This is a genomic window from Streptomyces xiamenensis (genome assembly GCF_000993785.3).
Classification (GTDB): domain Bacteria; phylum Actinomycetota; class Actinomycetes; order Streptomycetales; family Streptomycetaceae; genus Streptomyces; species Streptomyces xiamenensis.
In genome coordinates this window covers 3849800-3865351 of the sequence record NZ_CP009922.3, presented here as the reverse complement: position 1 = coordinate 3865351, position 15552 = coordinate 3849800, and the positions used below count along the sequence as shown (strand labels likewise).

Below are 15552 nucleotides of genomic sequence, written 5' to 3'. Positions count from 1 at the left end.
AGCTTAGTGACCAGCGGGGGATTTGGCTACCCTGCGTGATGGTTCCGATTACTCTCGGCCAACTTTGGATCGTTCAAGAGCGATCACCTTGGCTTGTTCGTAGCGTTCCAGCTCCAGCCGCGCTTCGACCCCGACCGCTTGTTCGACTTCTTGCTGGGCACGTTCCACCTCCTCGTGAAGTCCTGTCTCCAGCTGGCATTCCAGATCCGTGCGGGCCAGCTCCAGCTCCCGTTCCCCCGCCGCCTCGGGGGTCACCCCCTCCGACAGCAGATCCTGGATCTCCCGGCGGGGGTCCTCCAGCGACTCGTAGGCGAGCCCCCGCTCCGCCATGCACCCCGCCCACAGGGCCTCGGCCCCCCGGAAGCCCCCCGACTCCCGGGTCAGCTCGATGACCTCGTTGCTCAGCTGCTCCATCGGGTAATAGAGATCCGGCCATTCCGCGCCGTAGACCCCCGCCCGTGCCACACCGACACAGGAGTCCGGGTCGTAGCCGATGGTCGGTCCGTCCGCCAGCACGATCTCCCGGAAGTTCTCCTCGTCCCCGAGCAGCGCCCGCCGCCAGTCCGCCGCCTCCTCCTCGGTGAGGCCCGCCAGATGGCCCTCGTTGGGGTCGGACGGCGGTCCGGCGAACACCTCTGCGGTCATGCCGTAGCCGTCGTCCTCCGACCAGCCGGGGCGCAGCAGTCCGTAGGGGCTGGCCGCGGCCGTGCGGCGGGTGTCCTGCTCCTCCACCGAGACGTAGCGGTGCCCCCGTTCGCGCATGCAGGCCCGCACTCCCTCCTCCTCCGCCTGCCACAGCGCGCTCTCCTGCGTGGCGGTGAAGTGGACGACGCCGTTCAGCGGCCGGGGATCGGGCGGCTCGTCCGGGGCCTCGCGGCCGGATGACTGGCATCCGGCCGCGAGGATCGCCACCCCGGCGAGCAGAAGAGGTGTGCCGCGGCGCCGTATCAGCACCACTTGTTGGCGCCGACGCCGTTGCGGAACATCCCGTTGTTCCACGTCTGCGTGTTGGAGATGACGTGGCCGCGGGTCAGGCGGTGGTTGTCCCCGGTGAACCCGGTCCCCACCCACAGCCGGACGTTGCACTGGTTCCCGTTGTTCTTCAGCGACTTCGCCCGGGCGAACTTGTCGTACTGGCGCAGGTTGCTGTTGTCGCCGAAGACCTGGCCCGGGCTGCCGCCACCGCTGGTGGACAGGTACGCGCACAGTGCGCCGGCCGAGCAGTCGGAATAGGCGGCCTGGGCCGGCGTCGCCATCGCGCCGATCCCCACCCCCGCCAGGACCGTGGCCCCCGCGGCGATGCCGATCTTCGTGCGCAGGGCCTTGATGCGGTTCTTCATCCTTCTTCACCCTCCACTGTGTGTGGTCGCTGCGGCCGTCCGCCGCGTGCTGGGAGAACACTGCCCGCCACCCTCCCCCCGCGGTCAACGCAGCACCGGGGGTACGGGACGATGGGACGCCGAAGCACCTCTGACCTGCCATTTTGTCGCACCGTGGGATGGCGTGCGGGACGGGCCGCAGGCACGCACGAAGCCGGCCCCCGCACGTCGTCGGGCGGGGGCCGGCTTGCCGGTGGGGTCACGGAGGGTGTTCGCCTCCGTCACCGGTGTCAGTCGCGGGCGGGCAGCTTCACCAGCCGCCCCACCAGCGCGTGGTACTCGTCCCACAGGGCGCGCGGCGTGTGGTCGCCGAAGGTGTCCAGATGGGCCGGGATCAGGGCCGCCTCCCGGCGCCACACCTCACGGTCGACCTCCAGCAGGAACTCCAGCTCGCTCTCGCTCAGCCCCAGACCCTCCACGTCCAGCGAGCCGGGCGCCGGCAGCACGCCGATCGCCGACTCCACCCCGGCGGCCTCGCCGTTGAGCCGCTGCACGATCCACTTCAGCACCCGGCTGTTCTCGCCGAAGCCCGGCCACACGAAGCGGCCCGCGGCGTCCTTCTTGAACCAGTTGACGTAGTAGATCTTCGGCAGCTTCGCCGGGTCGGCGCTCTGCCCGATCTTCAGCCAGTGGGCGAAGTAGTCGCCCATGTTGTAGCCGCAGAACGGCAGCATCGCGAACGGGTCGTGGCGCAGCTCGCCCACCGTGCCCTCGGCGGCGGCGGTCTTCTCGGAGGCGACGTTCGCGCCCAGGAAGACACCGTGCTGCCAGTCGAAGGACTCGGTCACCAGCGGCACGGCGGTCGCCCGGCGCCCGCCGAACAGGATCGCCGAGATCGGCACCCCGGCCGGGTCCTCCCACTCGGGGGCGATCGTCGGGCACTGCGCGGCGGGCACCGTGAAGCGGGCGTTGGGGTGCGCGGCGGGGGTGCCGGACTCCGGTGTCCAGTCGTTGCCGCGCCAGTCCGTCAGATGGGCCGGCGGCTCGTCCGTCATGCCCTCCCACCACACGTCCCCGTCGTCGGTGAGGGCGACATTGGTGAAGACGGAGTTGCCCCACAGCGTCTTCATGGCGTTGGCGTTGGTCTGCTCTCCGGTGCCGGGGGCCACGCCGAAGAAGCCCGCCTCCGGGTTGATGGCGTACAGCTGGCCGTCCGCGCCGAACCGCATCCAGGCGATGTCGTCGCCGATGGTCTCCACCGTCCAGCCGGGGATGGTGGGCTGGAGCATGGCGAGGTTGGTCTTGCCGCACGCGGAGGGGAACGCCGCGGCGATGTACCGGGCCTCACCGGTGGGCGGGGTGAGCTTGAGGATGAGCATGTGCTCGGCCAGCCAGCCCTCGTCCCTGGCCATGACGGAGGCGATGCGCAGCGCGTAGCACTTCTTGCCCAGCAGCGCGTTGCCGCCGTACCCGGAGCCGTAGGACCAGATCTCGCGGGTCTCGGGGAAGTGGGAGATGTACTTGGTGGCGTTGCAGGGCCAGGGCACGTCCTGCTGCCCGGGGCCCAGCGGGGCGCCGACCGAGTGCACGGCGCGGACGAACTCCCCGTCCGTACCGAGCTGCTCCAGGACGGCGCTGCCCATGCGGGTCATGGTGCGCATGGCGACGGCGACGTACGCGGAGTCGGTGATCTCGACGCCGAGGGCGGACAGCGGGGAGCCGAGCGGGCCCATGCAGAACGGGACGACGTACATGGTGCGCCCGCGCATCGAGCCGCGGAAGAGGCCGCGCTCGCCACCGAAGATGTCCCGCATCTCGGCGGGGTCCTTCCAGTGGTTGGTGGGCCCGGCGTCCTGCTCGCGCTCGGAGCAGATGTAGGTGCGGTCCTCGACCCGGGCGACGTCGGTCGGGTCGGAGGCGGCGTAGTAGGAGTGCGGCCTCTTGACGGGGTCGAGTGCGGTGAAGGTGCCTCGCTGGACCAGTTCCGCGCACAGCCGGTCGTACTCGGCCTGGGAGCCGTCGCACCATACGACCCGGTCGGGCTGGGTGAGGTCCGCGATCTCGCTCACCCAGGCGAGGAGCTCGCGGTGGCGGGTGGGGGCGGAGTCCGTGCTGTGGGTGGTGACGGGACTGGCTGACGTCAGCGCCACGATCACTCCTGAGGGTTTCGAGGGTCTGAGGGTTTTGGGGTGCTGCAAGGTGAGCGTTCCCGGTGAGTACGTGCTCTGCTCATCCGGAAGCCATCGCGCTCATCTGTTCCAATGATTCTGCGTCGTCTTCTCGTCTGTGTCCAGAGCAGCTCAAGTGAGCAGGCGCACGCCCCGCCGCGTACGCACCCTCCCGGCCGCTCGCCTCCAATGGCCCAGGCGCCCTCGGTAGCATCGGCGGCATGACTGCTGCCGCGGCCCAGGCCGCCGAAGGGACCGAAGCGCCCGCACCCCCGCTGTCCCCGCCGACCTCAGCCCCGGTCAAGCCGCGGCTGCGCGGCTGGCTGCACGCGATGATGTTCCCGGCGGTGCTGATCGCCGGGGTCTTCCTGACGGCTCTCGCCGGCAGCCCCCGGGGCCGTGTCGCCTGCGCCGTCTACACGCTGACCGCATGCCTGCTCTTCGGCGTCAGCGCGCTCTACCACCGCGGCAACTGGCCGCCGCGGGTCGCCGCGGTGCTGCGCCGCCTCGATCACGCCAACATCTTCCTGATCATCGCGGGCACCTACACGCCGCTGACGATCCTGCTGCTGGAGGGCGCACGGGGGCAGATCCTGCTGTGGGGCATCTGGGCGGCGGCCGTGGCCGGCATCGCCTTCCGGGTCTTCTGGGTCGGCGCGCCGCGCTGGCTGTACACCCCGTGCTACATCGCCATGGGCTGGGCAGCGGTCTTCTTCCTGCCGGACTTTCTGCGCACAGGCGGCGTCGTGGTCATGACGCTGGTGGTCATCGGCGGGCTGCTGTACAGCGCGGGCGGTGTCATCTACGGGATGAAGCGGCCCAACCCGTCGCCGCGCTGGTTCGGCTTCCACGAGGTGTTCCACTCGCTGACGCTGGCGGCGTTCGCGGTGCACTACGTCGGCATCTCGATCGTCGCCTATCAGCACGCATAGCGTGGCAGCAGCTTCCTTGTGAGAGCCCCTCCGCCCGTACCGGCCACGCCGCCGACGGCCCGGAACCGCGGTTCTTCGCCGGCTCCCTCGTCGGCGGCCTGACCGAGGCCGTCAGGTACCGGGCGGAGCGGGCGGGCGGGCCGCCGCGGCCCGCACGTCACCCCGTGGCGTCCTCCGCGCGGCCGGTGCGCAGTTGGTGGGCCAGTTCGACCGGATCCGTCGTCGGCAGGGCGCAGACGAAGTCGCGGCACACGTACGCCGTGGGCAGGCCGTCCCGCAGCGCGCGGTCGCTCAGCAGCGGCGCGTCCGGCGTGTCGGGGGCGCCCATCGAGACCACCGCACCCGGCGCGGTCGAGCGCAGTGCCGTACGGTGCAGTTCCTGCGTCGCCGGGTCCCCGGGCGGACCCGCCACCGCCACCTCGCGCGGGCCGTCGAGCGCCGCCTCCGCCACCGCCAGGCCCCAGCCGATGAAGCGCGGGGCGCGCTCCCCCAGCGCCGTCACGATGCCCAGCGCCCGCCGCGCCGCCTCCCGGTGCAGCCCCGAGCCGGTGTACGCGGCGTACGACAGCAGCGCTCCGGCCGCCGCCGTCCAGCCGGCCGGGCTGGCCCCGTCGCTGGGGTCCTGCGGCCGGCGGATCAGGCGCTCCGCGTCGTCCGCCGTGTCGTACAGCGCCCCGTCGGGGGTCGCGAAGTGCGCCAGCACCGTCTCCAGCAGCTCCCCGGCGCCGGTCAGCCAGCGGGTCTCGCCGGTCACCGCGTACAGCGCGAGATAGCCCTCCGCCACATCCGCGTAGTCCTCCAGCACCCCTGCGCTCGGCCCGGCCGTGCCGTCCCGCGAGGTGCGGGATAGCCGTACGCCGTCACCGTCCGCGTCCCGCCGGGTGTGCACGTCCGTCAGCAGCAGCGCGGCATCCCGTGCCGCGTCCACCAGGTCCGGCCGGTCGAAGCACGCCCCGGTCTCCGCGAGCGCCGCGATCGCCAGACCGCACCAGGCCGCGACCACCTTCTCGTCCCGCCCGGGGCGGGCGCGCTCACCGCGCGCCGCCAGCAGGGCGGCCCGCAGCGCCGGATCGTGGTCGGTGCCCGGCAGCAGCCGCAGGACGGAGGCGCCCTCCTCGAAGTTCCCGGCCGGCGTCACCCCGTACAGCCGGGCCGCGCGGTCGCCGTCCTCTTCTCCCAGCGCCGCCCGCACCTGGTCCGGGGTCCAGACGTAGAACGCTCCCTCGCGGTGCCGCCCGTGCTCGTCGTCGCTGTCCGCGTCCAGGCCGGAGGCGAAACCGCCCTGCGCGGTACGCAGCTCGCGCACCATGAACTCCGCCGTCTCCAGCGCGATCCGGCGCGCCAGCGGGGACGCGGTGGCCCGCCACCAGTGCGTGTACACCCGGGCCAGCAGCGCGTTGTCGTACAGCATCTTCTCGAAGTGCGGTACGGCCCACGCGTTGTCCACCGCGTACCGGGAGAAGCCGCCGCCCAGTTGGTCGTACAGTCCGCCCAGCGCCATGGCCTGGGCGGTGCGCTCCACCATCTCCAGCGCCTCGGGCGCCCCCGTACGCGCGTGGTGGCGCAGCAGGAACTCCAGCACCATCGACGGCGGGAACTTCGGCGCACCGCCGAAGCCGCCCCGTTCGGCGTCGAAGTCCCCGCGCACGCCGCCCAGCGCCATCGCCAGCTCGGCCTCCCCCGGTGCGCGCGGGGCGCTGTACTCCAGCTCCCGCCCCGCCAGCTCCCGCCCGATCCGGGCGGCCACTTCGGTGACCTCGCCGCGCCGCTCGCTCCACGCCGTGTGCACTCCGGCCAGCAACTGACGGAACGACGGCAGGCCCTCGCGCGGCTGCGGCGGGAAGTAGGTGCCGAAGTAGAACGGCTCCCCGGCCGCCGTCATGAACACCGTCATCGGCCAGCCGCCCTGCCCGGTCGCGGCCTGCACCGCGTCCATGTAGACGGAGTCCACGTCCGGGCGTTCCTCGCGGTCGACCTTCACGGCGACGAAATGCTCATTGAGATAGTCGGCGGTCTCCTGATCCTCGAAACTCTCGCGCGCCATCACATGGCACCAGTGAACTAGGAGAAGCTAAGTGGCAGGACGCATAGCCCACACTCAAGAGAATGGGCACGTCCCGCCGCTCGGCTTCCGTCATCGCCTCCTCTCCCCATGGCCACCAATCCACCGGATTGGAGGCGTGCTGGAGGAGGTAGGGCGACTGGGAATCTGCCAGTCGGTTCATAGCGGCATCGTCGCACGGGCGTGGCCGCTACGGGTTCAGCAGCCAGGCCGAGTCGTGCCGGGTGAAGCCGATGTGCGGGTAGTAGCCGGTGGCGGCGGGCGCCGAGAGCAGCACGATCTTGGCCGTCGGCGCCTCCTCGCGGGTCGCCTCGATCAGTGCCCGGCCGATGCCCGAGCGCTGGTGCGCGGCGCTCACCGCGATGTCGGACAGATAGGTCACGTAGGAGAAGTCCGAGACACTGCGCGCGATGCCCACCAGTGCGCCGTCGATCCGGCAGGTGACCACCAGATTGGCGTTGCGGACCATGTCCGCCATCCGCTCGGTGTCGGCGACCGGCCGGCGTTCGCCGAGCCCGGAGGACCGGTACACCTCCAGCACCTCCGCCAGGTCCAGGGCGGCGCCTTCCTCACGCTTGATGTCCACGCAGGGTTTCCAATCGCTTGAAGAGCACGTCGTGATGGCCGAGAAAACGCTCCGGCTCCAGCGGACCGATGTCAATTCCCCCGGAGGCGAGGGCGGTGGCGAGATCCCCGTCGCCGGACGCCACGGTGTCGGCGGCGGACTGGATCGCCCGGTAGGCCCGTTCGCGTTCGGTGCCGCCCTCCAGCAGGTCGGCGAGCACCGCCGAGCTGTACACCAGACCGCCGGTGTGGTCGATCGCGGCGCGCATCCGCTCCTTGTCGACCTGAAGCCCCGTCACCAGGTCGGCCGCGGCGGTGGCCTGGTAGTGCGCGACGGTCATCGCGTCCGGCACCGCGACCCGCTCGACGGACGAGTGGGACAGGTCGCGCTCGTGCCACAGCGCCACGTTCTCCAGCGCCATCCCGGCGTAGCCGCGCAGCAGCCGGGCGAGCCCGGTCAGCCGCTCGCCGGTGGTCGGGTTGCGCTTGTGCGGCATGGCGCTGGAGCCCTGGTAGGCGGAGGTCCGCGGCTCCTCCACCTCACGCACCTCGGTGCGGGAGAGCAACCGCGTCTCCACCGCGAGCTGCTCCACGCAGGCACCGAGTACGGCCACCGCCTGCAGCAGCTGGGCGTGCCGGTCGCGCGCCACCACCTGGGAGGGCATCTCCTCCACCCCCAGGCCCAGTTCGCCGCACACATACCGCTCCACGTACGGGTCGATCAGCCCGTACGTGCCCACCGATCCGGAGATGGTGCCCACCGCCACCGCGGCGCGCGCGTCCGTCAGCCGGCGGGCGCAGCGGTCGATGGCGAAGGCGAACCCGGCGAGCTTGTGGCCGAAGGTGGTGGGCTCCGCGTGCATCCCGTGGGTGCGGCCGACGCAGGGGGTGTCCCAGTGCGCGACGGCCTGGTCCACCAGGGCGGCGCGCAGCCGGGTCACGGCCGTGTGCAGCACGTCGCAGGCGCGTCCCAAGGTGTGGCCGAAGGCGGTGTCCACCAGGTCGTAGCTGGTCATGCCCAGGTGGACCCAGCGGGCCGAGTCGTCGGGGATGTCCTCGCAGTACGCCGCGAGGAAGGACAGGATCTCGTGGTCGCGGGCGCGCTCCAGCTCAGCGACCCGGGCGGCGGCCGGCACCCGGGCCCGCTCGATGTCCGCCAGCGCACTCGCGGGGACCGTGCCGAGCCGCGCCTGGGCCCGGGAGACCAGGACCTCCACCCTCGTCCACGTGGCATAGCGGGCCTGGTCCGTCCACAGCTCCGCCATTTCGGGAAGCGCATAGCGGGATATCATCACCGTACTCCTTCCGCAGGCAATTGTTGCCGGCCGCAGAATAGCGGGGCGCACTGCGGGAGTCGCAGGTCCGGGGCGGGAAGGGGCCGTTTTTTCTCCGTGGTTGCTCTTGTTCAACCGTCGATTTTCCGCAGTTGAACGGGGGGATTCCGGCCCCGCCGCAGCGTTTTTCTCCGCGATTGCGGTCCGGGAATCCGCCCCGGGGAGAACACTGGTTGCCCGGTATTCCTTCCAGGCCCTGTAGTAGTGCCGTGTCACTCACCAGCACCGCGACAACCCGGCCCGAGCGGCCCGGTATTCGCGACACCAGGAACGCACTGCTGCGGGACCGCACCACGGTCGCCGGGCAGGTCAGGTCCGCGCTGGCCGCCATCCGTGCCGCCGAGCCCGCCCTCGGGGCGTTCGTGGCGGTGGCCGGCGACCGCGCGCTCGCCGAGGCCGAGGACGCCGACCGGCTGCTCGCCCGCCTCGGCGAGGCAGCGTTCCGCGACCGCCCGCTGCTCGGGGTCACGGTCGCGGTGAAGGACCTCGTCCAGACCCGGCATCTGCCCACCACCCGCGGCTCGCTGCTGCCCAACCGCCGTCCCGACACCGACCCGCCGGCCGTGGCCCGGCTGCGCGCGGCCGGCGCGATCGTGGTGGGGAAGACCCGCACCTCCGAGTACGGGTGGAGCGCCAGCACGGTCAGCCGGGTGGCGCCGCCCACCCGTAACCCCTGGGCGCCGGACCTGACCGCCGGGGGCTCCAGCGGGGGCTCCGCCGCCGCGGTGGCCGCCGGGCTGTGCACCGCCGCCCTGGGCACCGACGGTGCGGGCTCGATCCGGATCCCCGCCTCGTTCTGCGGCGTGGTCGGCTTCAAACCGACCTTCGGCCGCGTCCCCTATCTGCCGCCGGGCGGGGACCGGCTGGCCCACCTGGGGCCATTGGCCCGCAGCGTCGCCGACGCCGCCGTGCTGACCGCGGTGATGGCGGGCCCCGACCCCCGCGACCCCGACTCGGCGGCCGTGCCGCCCGCCCGGCCCGCCGGGAGCGGGCCGCTGCGCATCGGCTGGATCGAATTCCCTTACACAGACGGGGCGGTGCGCCGGGTCACCGAGGACGCCCTGCCGGCGCTGTCCGCCCAGGGTCACCGGATCGAACGCCTGGACCTGCCTTTCGCCGACCCGTACGCGGCGCTGGTGGACATCCTGGCCGCCGCCGAGGCCGCCGGTACCGCCCCGGGGGACGAGGACCGGTGCGACCCGGGACGGCTGGCGCTCGTGCGGTACGGGCGGACCCTCAGCGGCGCCGCGGTGATCCGCGCCGAGGAGGCCCGGATAGCGCTGCGGGCCCGGTTGGCCGGGCTGATGGAGGACTACGACCTGCTGGCCATGGCGACGGTGCCCGCCGAGCCGTTCTCCGCCCACGCCATCGCCCCGCCCTGGGCCGCCGAGCCGGAGGACCTGCTGTGGCTCGCGTGGACGCCCGCCACCTACCCGTTCAACCTCACCGGCCAGCCCGCCCTGTCCCTGCCCGTCGGCCACACTGCGCGCGGGCTGCCCGTCGGGCTGCAACTCGTCGGCCGGGTCGGCGAGGACGACCTGGTGCTCTCGACCGCCGGCCGGATCGAGGCGGAACTCGGCCTGGCGATGGTGCCGCCCGGCCCGCGACCGAAAGGGGAATGATCGTGATATCGAGGCCATGGTCCCTGCCAGGCGAGGACAGCGGCGTCGGACGCCCCTCGTTCGTGGCCGAGTTCGGCCTGTGGGACGAGCGGCAGGCGGCCGCCGCGGAGCGGATCGCGGTGGCGCTCGCGGAGGTCGAGCTGGTGCGGGTCGTCTTCTGCGACCCGCACGGGCTGGCCCGCTCGAAGACGGTGCCCGCCGAGGTGTTCCGCACGGTGCTGCGCAACGGCATGGACTTCAGCGCCGGTCCCTTCCTCTTCGACACCGGGCACGCGGTCGCCGTGGACTTCCGCACGGACTCCGGGGTGGGCGTGGACGAACTGCGCGGCGCGGGCGACTTCGTGCTCGTGCCCGACCCGTGCACCTTCCAGGTGCTGCCAGGACCCGGGCCGCGGACCGCCTGGGTACTCGGGGACGAGTACCTGCGCGACGGCTCGCCGCACCCGCTGTCCACCCGCGGCGTGCTGCGCCGGGTCCTGGCCGAGTACGCCCGGCAGGACCTGGCGCCGGTCATCGGGCTGGAGATCGAGTGGTACCTGACCCGCCTGCTGGAGGGGCCGCCCGGCAACGCGGGCAACGGCTTCGGGCTCCAGGGCGACGCCCCGGCCGTCGCGGCCATGAACCCCGGCTACCAGTTCAACCTGGACGCGTACTACGACTCGGTGGCCCATGTCGCCGACCCGCTGGCCGCCCTGCTGAGCGGGCTGGGCCTGCCGCTGCGCACCATCGAGCACGAGTCGGGGCCGGGACAGCTGGAGACCACCTTCGGGCCGATGCTGGCCCAGGACGCGGCGGACGCCATGCTGCTGTTCCGTACCCAGGTCAAGCGGTTCTGCCGGAGCGTGGGACATCACGCGTCGTTCATGACACTGCCCCGGCTGGACGGCGCGGACTCCAGCGGCTGGCATCTGCACCAGTCCGTGACCAGCACCAAGACGGGCGGCAACGTGTTCCCCGGCGGCGCGCAGGACACCCTGTCGCCCGCCGGGGTGGCCTACGTCGAGGGACTGCTGGCGCGGGGACGGGAGTTCTGTCTGCTGTCGGTGCCGACCGTCAACGGATACCGGCGGCTGGCACCGGAGTTCACCCTCTCCCCCACCACCGCCGACTGGCGCTTCGAGGACCGCGGCGCCATGGTCAGGGTGCTCGGCGGGGACGCCTCGACGCACGCCGAGAACCGGATCGGGGAGCCGTGCGCCAACCCCTATCTGGCCATCGCCTCCCAGCTGTGCGCGGGGCTGGAAGGCCTGAACGCCGGGAGCCCCCGGGCAGGCTCGGCCACCGGACCCGGGTACCCGGAGCTGCCGGCGTCCCTGCGCGAGGCACTGGACGCGTTCCGCGCGAGCGAGCGCGTCACCCGGCTGCTCGGCGCACCGCTGAAGACCTGTCTGACGAGCCTGAAGGAAAGCGAACTCGCCCGGTACGACGCCTGGCGCGCGGCCGAGCGGCCCGCCGGTGGCGGGGTCACCGACTGGGAGCACCGCGAGTACTTCGGCGCCTACTGACCCGCACGGCCACCACGGCCCGACAGTGAGGAGAACGCCATGTCACGCTACGACTGGGGCAAGACGAACCCCGGCATCGAACGGCTCAAGCAGGCCATCGAGCCGGCCCGGCGCAAGGTGATCGGACACCCGATCTACCACCAGCTCAACACCAAGGACGCGGTCGTCACCTTCATGGAGCACCATGCCTACGCGGTGTGGGACTTCATGTCGCTGCTGAAGTCCCTGCAGCGCGACCTGACCTGTGTGGACGTGCCGTGGCTGCCGGAGGGCCCCACCGGCAGCCGGCGGCTGATCAACGACATCGTCCTGGTGGAGGAGAGCGACGAGCTGGGCAACGGATTCATCAGCCACTTCGAGCTGTATCTGGACGGGATGCGGCAGGCGGGCGCCGACACCGCGCGGATCGACACCTTCATCGGGCTGCTGCGCGGCGGACGGCCGCCGCTGGCCGCGCTGAAGGAGGCGGACGTGCCGGGCCCCGCGGCCGAGTTCGTGGCCACCACGTGGGACTTCATCGAGAACGCCCCGGTGCACCAGCGGGCCGCGGCCTTCGCGTTCAGCCGCGAGGACCTGATCCCCGACATGTTCGACCAGGTCGCCGCGCTGGGGGCCGAGCACGCCGAACTGTCCACGTTCGTCGACTATCTGCGCCGGCACATCCAGGTGGACAGCGAGGAACACACCCCGATGGCCATGCAGATGCTCGCCGATCTGTGCGGTGACGACGACCGCAAGTGGGCGGAGTGCGAGGAGACCGTCACCACGGCGCTCGCGGCCCGCACCCGGCTGTGGGACGGCATCCTCGGCACGATCCTCGAACGCGCGCGCTGACCGGACCACCCCCGTACGTCCCGGGCCCGAGGCGGCATGGGCCCGGGACCCGCCCCGAAACCGAGGTGAGAGCACGACATGCCGTTGCCCAAGGAGACTTCCCCCGTACCGAACGCCGGGCGCGACGAGCGGATCGCCCGGCGTGCGCGCGGTGACAACTGGAGAAAGCCGCCGCGTCGTATCGAGGCGTCGGAGTGCATCACCTGCGATCTGTGCCTGCGCAACTGCCCCGAGGAGTTCGGCGCGATCTTCGACCGCGGGCTCGATGTGGTCATCGTCCCCGAGCTGTGCTCGGGCTGCCCGGCCTGTGTGCTGGTCTGCCCCATGGACTGCATCTATGTGGACGAGGAGTGGGCGCCCACCGGGGACGTGCTGTGGGACCACGTCGGGCTGACGGCCGGGGAGGCGGCGTCATGACGGTGCCCGCCGGCCGGGACACCGGGACCTCCCGCAGGGCCGCGCTGGCCAAGGCGCGGATCAGCCGCCGTCCCAGCAGGCTCGGGCAGCGGGCGGGCGCGGCGGCCGGGCCGGACTACCCGGTGGCCGACGACGCCGGGTTCCCCGGCCTGCTGAAGCGGACCTGGCAGCGGGCGCTCGCCGCCCCCGGCGGGGACGAAGCCGTGGACATCCTGCTCACCCTGGACGGACACGTACCGGCCGATGTCCAGCTGCGGGCGCTGCCCGCCGCCGAGGAGACCGCGCTGCGGGTGCTGTACGGCAGAACGTGGCGCGAGCCGGAGCCGCAGGACGCGGCCGGATCCCGGGTGGCCGGGCCGGATCCGGACGCGGTGGCGTTCTCCGGCGAGATCGGCCTGAACACCAGCGGACGGGTCCTCCTGCGCGTTCCCTCGCAGCCCCCGCTGTCCGGCCGCGAGGACCTGGTGGGCGGCGTCCTGCGGGTGCCCTGGTCGGCACGTCAGCTGGAGTGCTACCGCGCCGAGTCGGCGCGGGACACCGCGCGGGAGGCGGAGGCGGTCGGGGACGCCCGGCGGTGGCTGGAGAACGCCGGACCCGCGGGCCGCGCCGGGATGCTGGCGCTGCTGACGGAGGCGGCCCGCCGAACGGCACCGTTCGCGCTGTACTCAGGTGAGCGGCAGTACACCAACTTCCGGGACCGCAACACGCTCACCGGCAAGACGCTGTGGCCCGGACATCCCGACTGCGCGCTCAGCGCCCTGGAGCGGGTCCCGGTGGACCTGTGGTCGGACAGCGACGTGCTGATGGTGGTCTGTCTCACGCTGCTGGTGCGCTCGGCCGGGTTCGGCCGGATCGAGGAGGCCAACGGCACCCAGCTCACCCCCGGCCACGTGGCGCATCTGCTGGAGCGCACCCGCCGCGCGTACGAGGGCGTGCCCGGCGGGACACCGGTGCCGCCGGCCGCCTCGCAGCGGGTGGCCGATCTGGCCGCCCTCGCGGAGGCGATCGGCCGACGGCGCCGGGAGATCACCGGTCGCGTGCAGCTGTACCGGGAGATCCACGGGCCGTTGATGCACAAGGTCGAGCGGATCGCCGGGCCTCCCGGCGAGGAGGTCCGCCGGATCGAGGCGGAGCTGTGCGCCCGGCTGTGCGAAGGGCTCCCGGCCGCCACCGGTGACACGCTCGCGGCGCTGGCCGACTCGATCGCCGCGGCGCCCGGCTGGCTGGCGGAACCGCACGGCGCCTTCGCGACCGGTCTGGAGTCGCTCGTCCACACCACGGTGGTGGCGGCGACGCAGGCGTTCGGGGCCGACTTCGCGATGAGCCGGGGCATGCGCTCGCTGACCGCGCTGGTCGCGGCGCTGCGCGCGGAGGACTGGTCCACGATCGCGGACTGGGATCTGCCGGACTTCTTCTGCTGCGTGGTGCCGGCGCCGCACGCCCGCCGGTACTTCGGGGACTCCGCCGCGGAACTGGCCGACCGGGCGTGGGCCATGTCCGCGCGGATGCAGTACAACTCGTGGCACTTCCTGGTCGGCAATCTGCCGAAGACGCCGGAGGTGGTGGCGAGGGACTACTTCGTGCCGCCCACGATCCCGGACATCGCGCACCACTCCGACCAGCACCACCACGGCCATGTCGCCGCGAAGGTGCGCTACAGCATCCGCAGCCCGCAGGACGTGGAGGTGCTGGGCCGGACGTTCCAGGGGTTCGCGGATCTGCGGCTGCTGCGCTGCGAGGGGCGGCCGTTCGGCGAGGCGGAGCTGCTGGCGGCGCACCGGGCCTCGGGGTTCCTCGCGCGGGCCACCGGCCTGGCCGCCGCGCTGGTCGCCGGTGGCGCGGACGTCGCGGTGCGGGCGTTCGACAGCCAGTGGCACTGGGACACCATCGCCGGTTAGCGCGGGGCGCGGACACACCAACGCCCGGGTTCCGCCGGCCGATACGGCCGGCGGACCCCGGGCGGACGCGTTGCCGGGGACGGCGCCCGGGTCCGGGTCAGGCCGTCACGGGCTGCGGGGCCGAGCGGGTGTGCACCACCCGGTAGGAGTTCCAGTCGGCGGCGGTGATCAGCGCGTCACGCTTCGCCCGGCCGGCACGCCGGGCCGCGGACTGCTCGGCCTCGGGCAGGTTGCGGTAGGCCTCGAACGCCTCCCGGCCGTCCCACTGGGAGTAGACGACCACGAAGTCGTTGTCCTTGCCGAACGCCGTCAGGGAGCCGTCCTCGGTGCCCCGGGAGCGGACCCCGCGCAGCACGCTCTGGGAGCGGTAACCGGGCACGTCCACCAGCCAGCTGTGCGCCGCGCCCACCGTCTCGATCAGGCTCTTCTGGTCGCCCGGCGCCACCCCCAGGACCTCGATGACCGTGTAGTCGTCCCGGTCCGGGGAGAGTTCGGTGGCGTCGCCGAGCGCCGGGTGCCGCTGGGCGATCTCCACCTCGGTCTGCATCAGCCGGATGAAGGTGGTGATCTCGTGGAACACCGGCACCGTACGGTGCTTGAACTCGGCTCCGTCGTAGCGCGATTCCAGGTCCTGCTTGCCGCGCCACTGAATGAAGTTCGCGGTCCCCATCTTCTGCTGTCCCCGGTGCACGGTGCTGGAGATCCAGCCGGGGAAGTCGGCGGTGTCGACGATGGACCGCATCTCGCGGACGAGGGTGTCCACCCGTTCCGGCGCGTCCGTCTTGAACAGGTTGATCACGGTCAGATGACCGAGTTCGGGATCGATGAAGGGCATGCTCTCCTCGCACTCCTTGTGGTGGTGTCGCCGCCGGTGGGTGGCCGCCGGTGGTGTGGCCG

The 15552-nt window shown here is 72.4% G+C and carries 12 protein-coding genes and 1 pseudogene; 6 read left to right on the top strand and 7 right to left on the bottom strand.

The features are described 5' to 3' along the window. Window positions 1-48: 48 nt before the first annotated feature. The 3 genes from SXIM_RS17955 to SXIM_RS17945 all read right to left on the bottom strand — a co-directional run bounded on the left by SXIM_RS17955 (window position 49) and on the right by SXIM_RS17945 (window position 3469). Window positions 49-912 carry a hypothetical protein gene (locus tag SXIM_RS17955; protein ID WP_148236133.1) on the bottom strand — a complete coding sequence of 288 codons (864 nt, stop codon included), beginning with the start codon at window positions 910-912 and terminating at the stop codon, window positions 49-51. Between the two features lie 35 nt (window positions 913-947). After that, window positions 948-1340: a peptidase inhibitor family I36 protein gene (locus tag SXIM_RS17950; protein ID WP_046724675.1), complete on the bottom strand. Its 393-nt coding sequence runs from the start codon at window positions 1338-1340 to the stop codon at window positions 948-950. A gap of 269 nt (window positions 1341-1609) precedes the next feature. Next, a complete protein-coding gene (locus SXIM_RS17945; RefSeq protein WP_046724674.1) occupies window positions 1610-3469 on the bottom strand; it encodes a phosphoenolpyruvate carboxykinase (GTP) in 1860 nt (619 codons plus the stop codon). Window positions 3470-3708: 239 nt separating this feature from the next. On the opposite strand from SXIM_RS17945, the gene trhA reads away from it, so the two are divergent. Next, window positions 3709-4419: a PAQR family membrane homeostasis protein TrhA gene (gene trhA / locus SXIM_RS17940; protein WP_046724673.1), complete on the top strand. Its 711-nt coding sequence runs from the start codon at window positions 3709-3711 to the stop codon at window positions 4417-4419. Between the two features lie 157 nt (window positions 4420-4576). Here trhA and SXIM_RS17935 read toward each other — a convergent pair. The 3 genes and pseudogenes from SXIM_RS17935 to purB all read right to left on the bottom strand — a co-directional run bounded on the left by SXIM_RS17935 (window position 4577) and on the right by purB (window position 8337). Then, a pseudogene (locus tag SXIM_RS17935) lies at window positions 4577-6644 on the bottom strand (thioredoxin domain-containing protein). 27 nt (window positions 6645-6671) lie between these two features. Next, the gene (locus SXIM_RS17930) at window positions 6672-7067 is read right to left on the bottom strand and encodes a GNAT family N-acetyltransferase (protein ID WP_030728374.1); all 396 of its coding nucleotides are present in this window, start codon (window positions 7065-7067) and stop codon (window positions 6672-6674) included. Beyond that, window positions 7051-8337 (bottom strand): adenylosuccinate lyase, encoded by a 1287-nt coding sequence (gene purB / locus SXIM_RS17925; RefSeq protein WP_078846964.1) that lies wholly within the window; start codon window positions 8335-8337, stop codon window positions 7051-7053. The genes SXIM_RS17930 and purB overlap by 17 nt, the downstream gene beginning before the upstream one ends. A 251-nt stretch (window positions 8338-8588) precedes the next feature. On the opposite strand from purB, the gene SXIM_RS17920 reads away from it, so the two are divergent. From SXIM_RS17920 to SXIM_RS17900, 5 genes are all read left to right on the top strand, one after another. Next, window positions 8589-10001: an amidase gene (locus SXIM_RS17920; RefSeq protein WP_234306783.1), complete on the top strand. Its 1413-nt coding sequence runs from the start codon at window positions 8589-8591 to the stop codon at window positions 9999-10001. After that, the gene (locus SXIM_RS17915) at window positions 9998-11506 is read left to right on the top strand and encodes a type I glutamate--ammonia ligase (protein ID WP_174864326.1); all 1509 of its coding nucleotides are present in this window, start codon (window positions 9998-10000) and stop codon (window positions 11504-11506) included. Before SXIM_RS17920 ends, SXIM_RS17915 begins: the two co-directional genes overlap by 4 nt. A 39-nt stretch (window positions 11507-11545) precedes the next feature. Beyond that, complete coding sequence (locus SXIM_RS17910) at window positions 11546-12340, top strand: DUF3050 domain-containing protein (RefSeq protein ID WP_030728381.1); 795 nt, start codon at window positions 11546-11548, stop codon at window positions 12338-12340. Between the two features lie 78 nt (window positions 12341-12418). Further along, a complete protein-coding gene (locus tag SXIM_RS17905; protein WP_030728383.1) occupies window positions 12419-12757 on the top strand; it encodes a 4Fe-4S dicluster domain-containing protein in 339 nt (112 codons plus the stop codon). Then, a complete protein-coding gene (locus SXIM_RS17900; protein ID WP_030728386.1) occupies window positions 12754-14655 on the top strand; it encodes a hypothetical protein in 1902 nt (633 codons plus the stop codon). The genes SXIM_RS17905 and SXIM_RS17900 overlap by 4 nt, the downstream gene beginning before the upstream one ends. A 97-nt stretch (window positions 14656-14752) precedes the next feature. On the opposite strand, the gene SXIM_RS17895 is transcribed toward SXIM_RS17900, so the two are convergent. After that, window positions 14753-15490 carry an antibiotic biosynthesis monooxygenase family protein gene (locus SXIM_RS17895; protein WP_030728389.1) on the bottom strand — a complete coding sequence of 246 codons (738 nt, stop codon included), beginning with the start codon at window positions 15488-15490 and terminating at the stop codon, window positions 14753-14755. Window positions 15491-15552 lie beyond the last annotated feature (62 nt).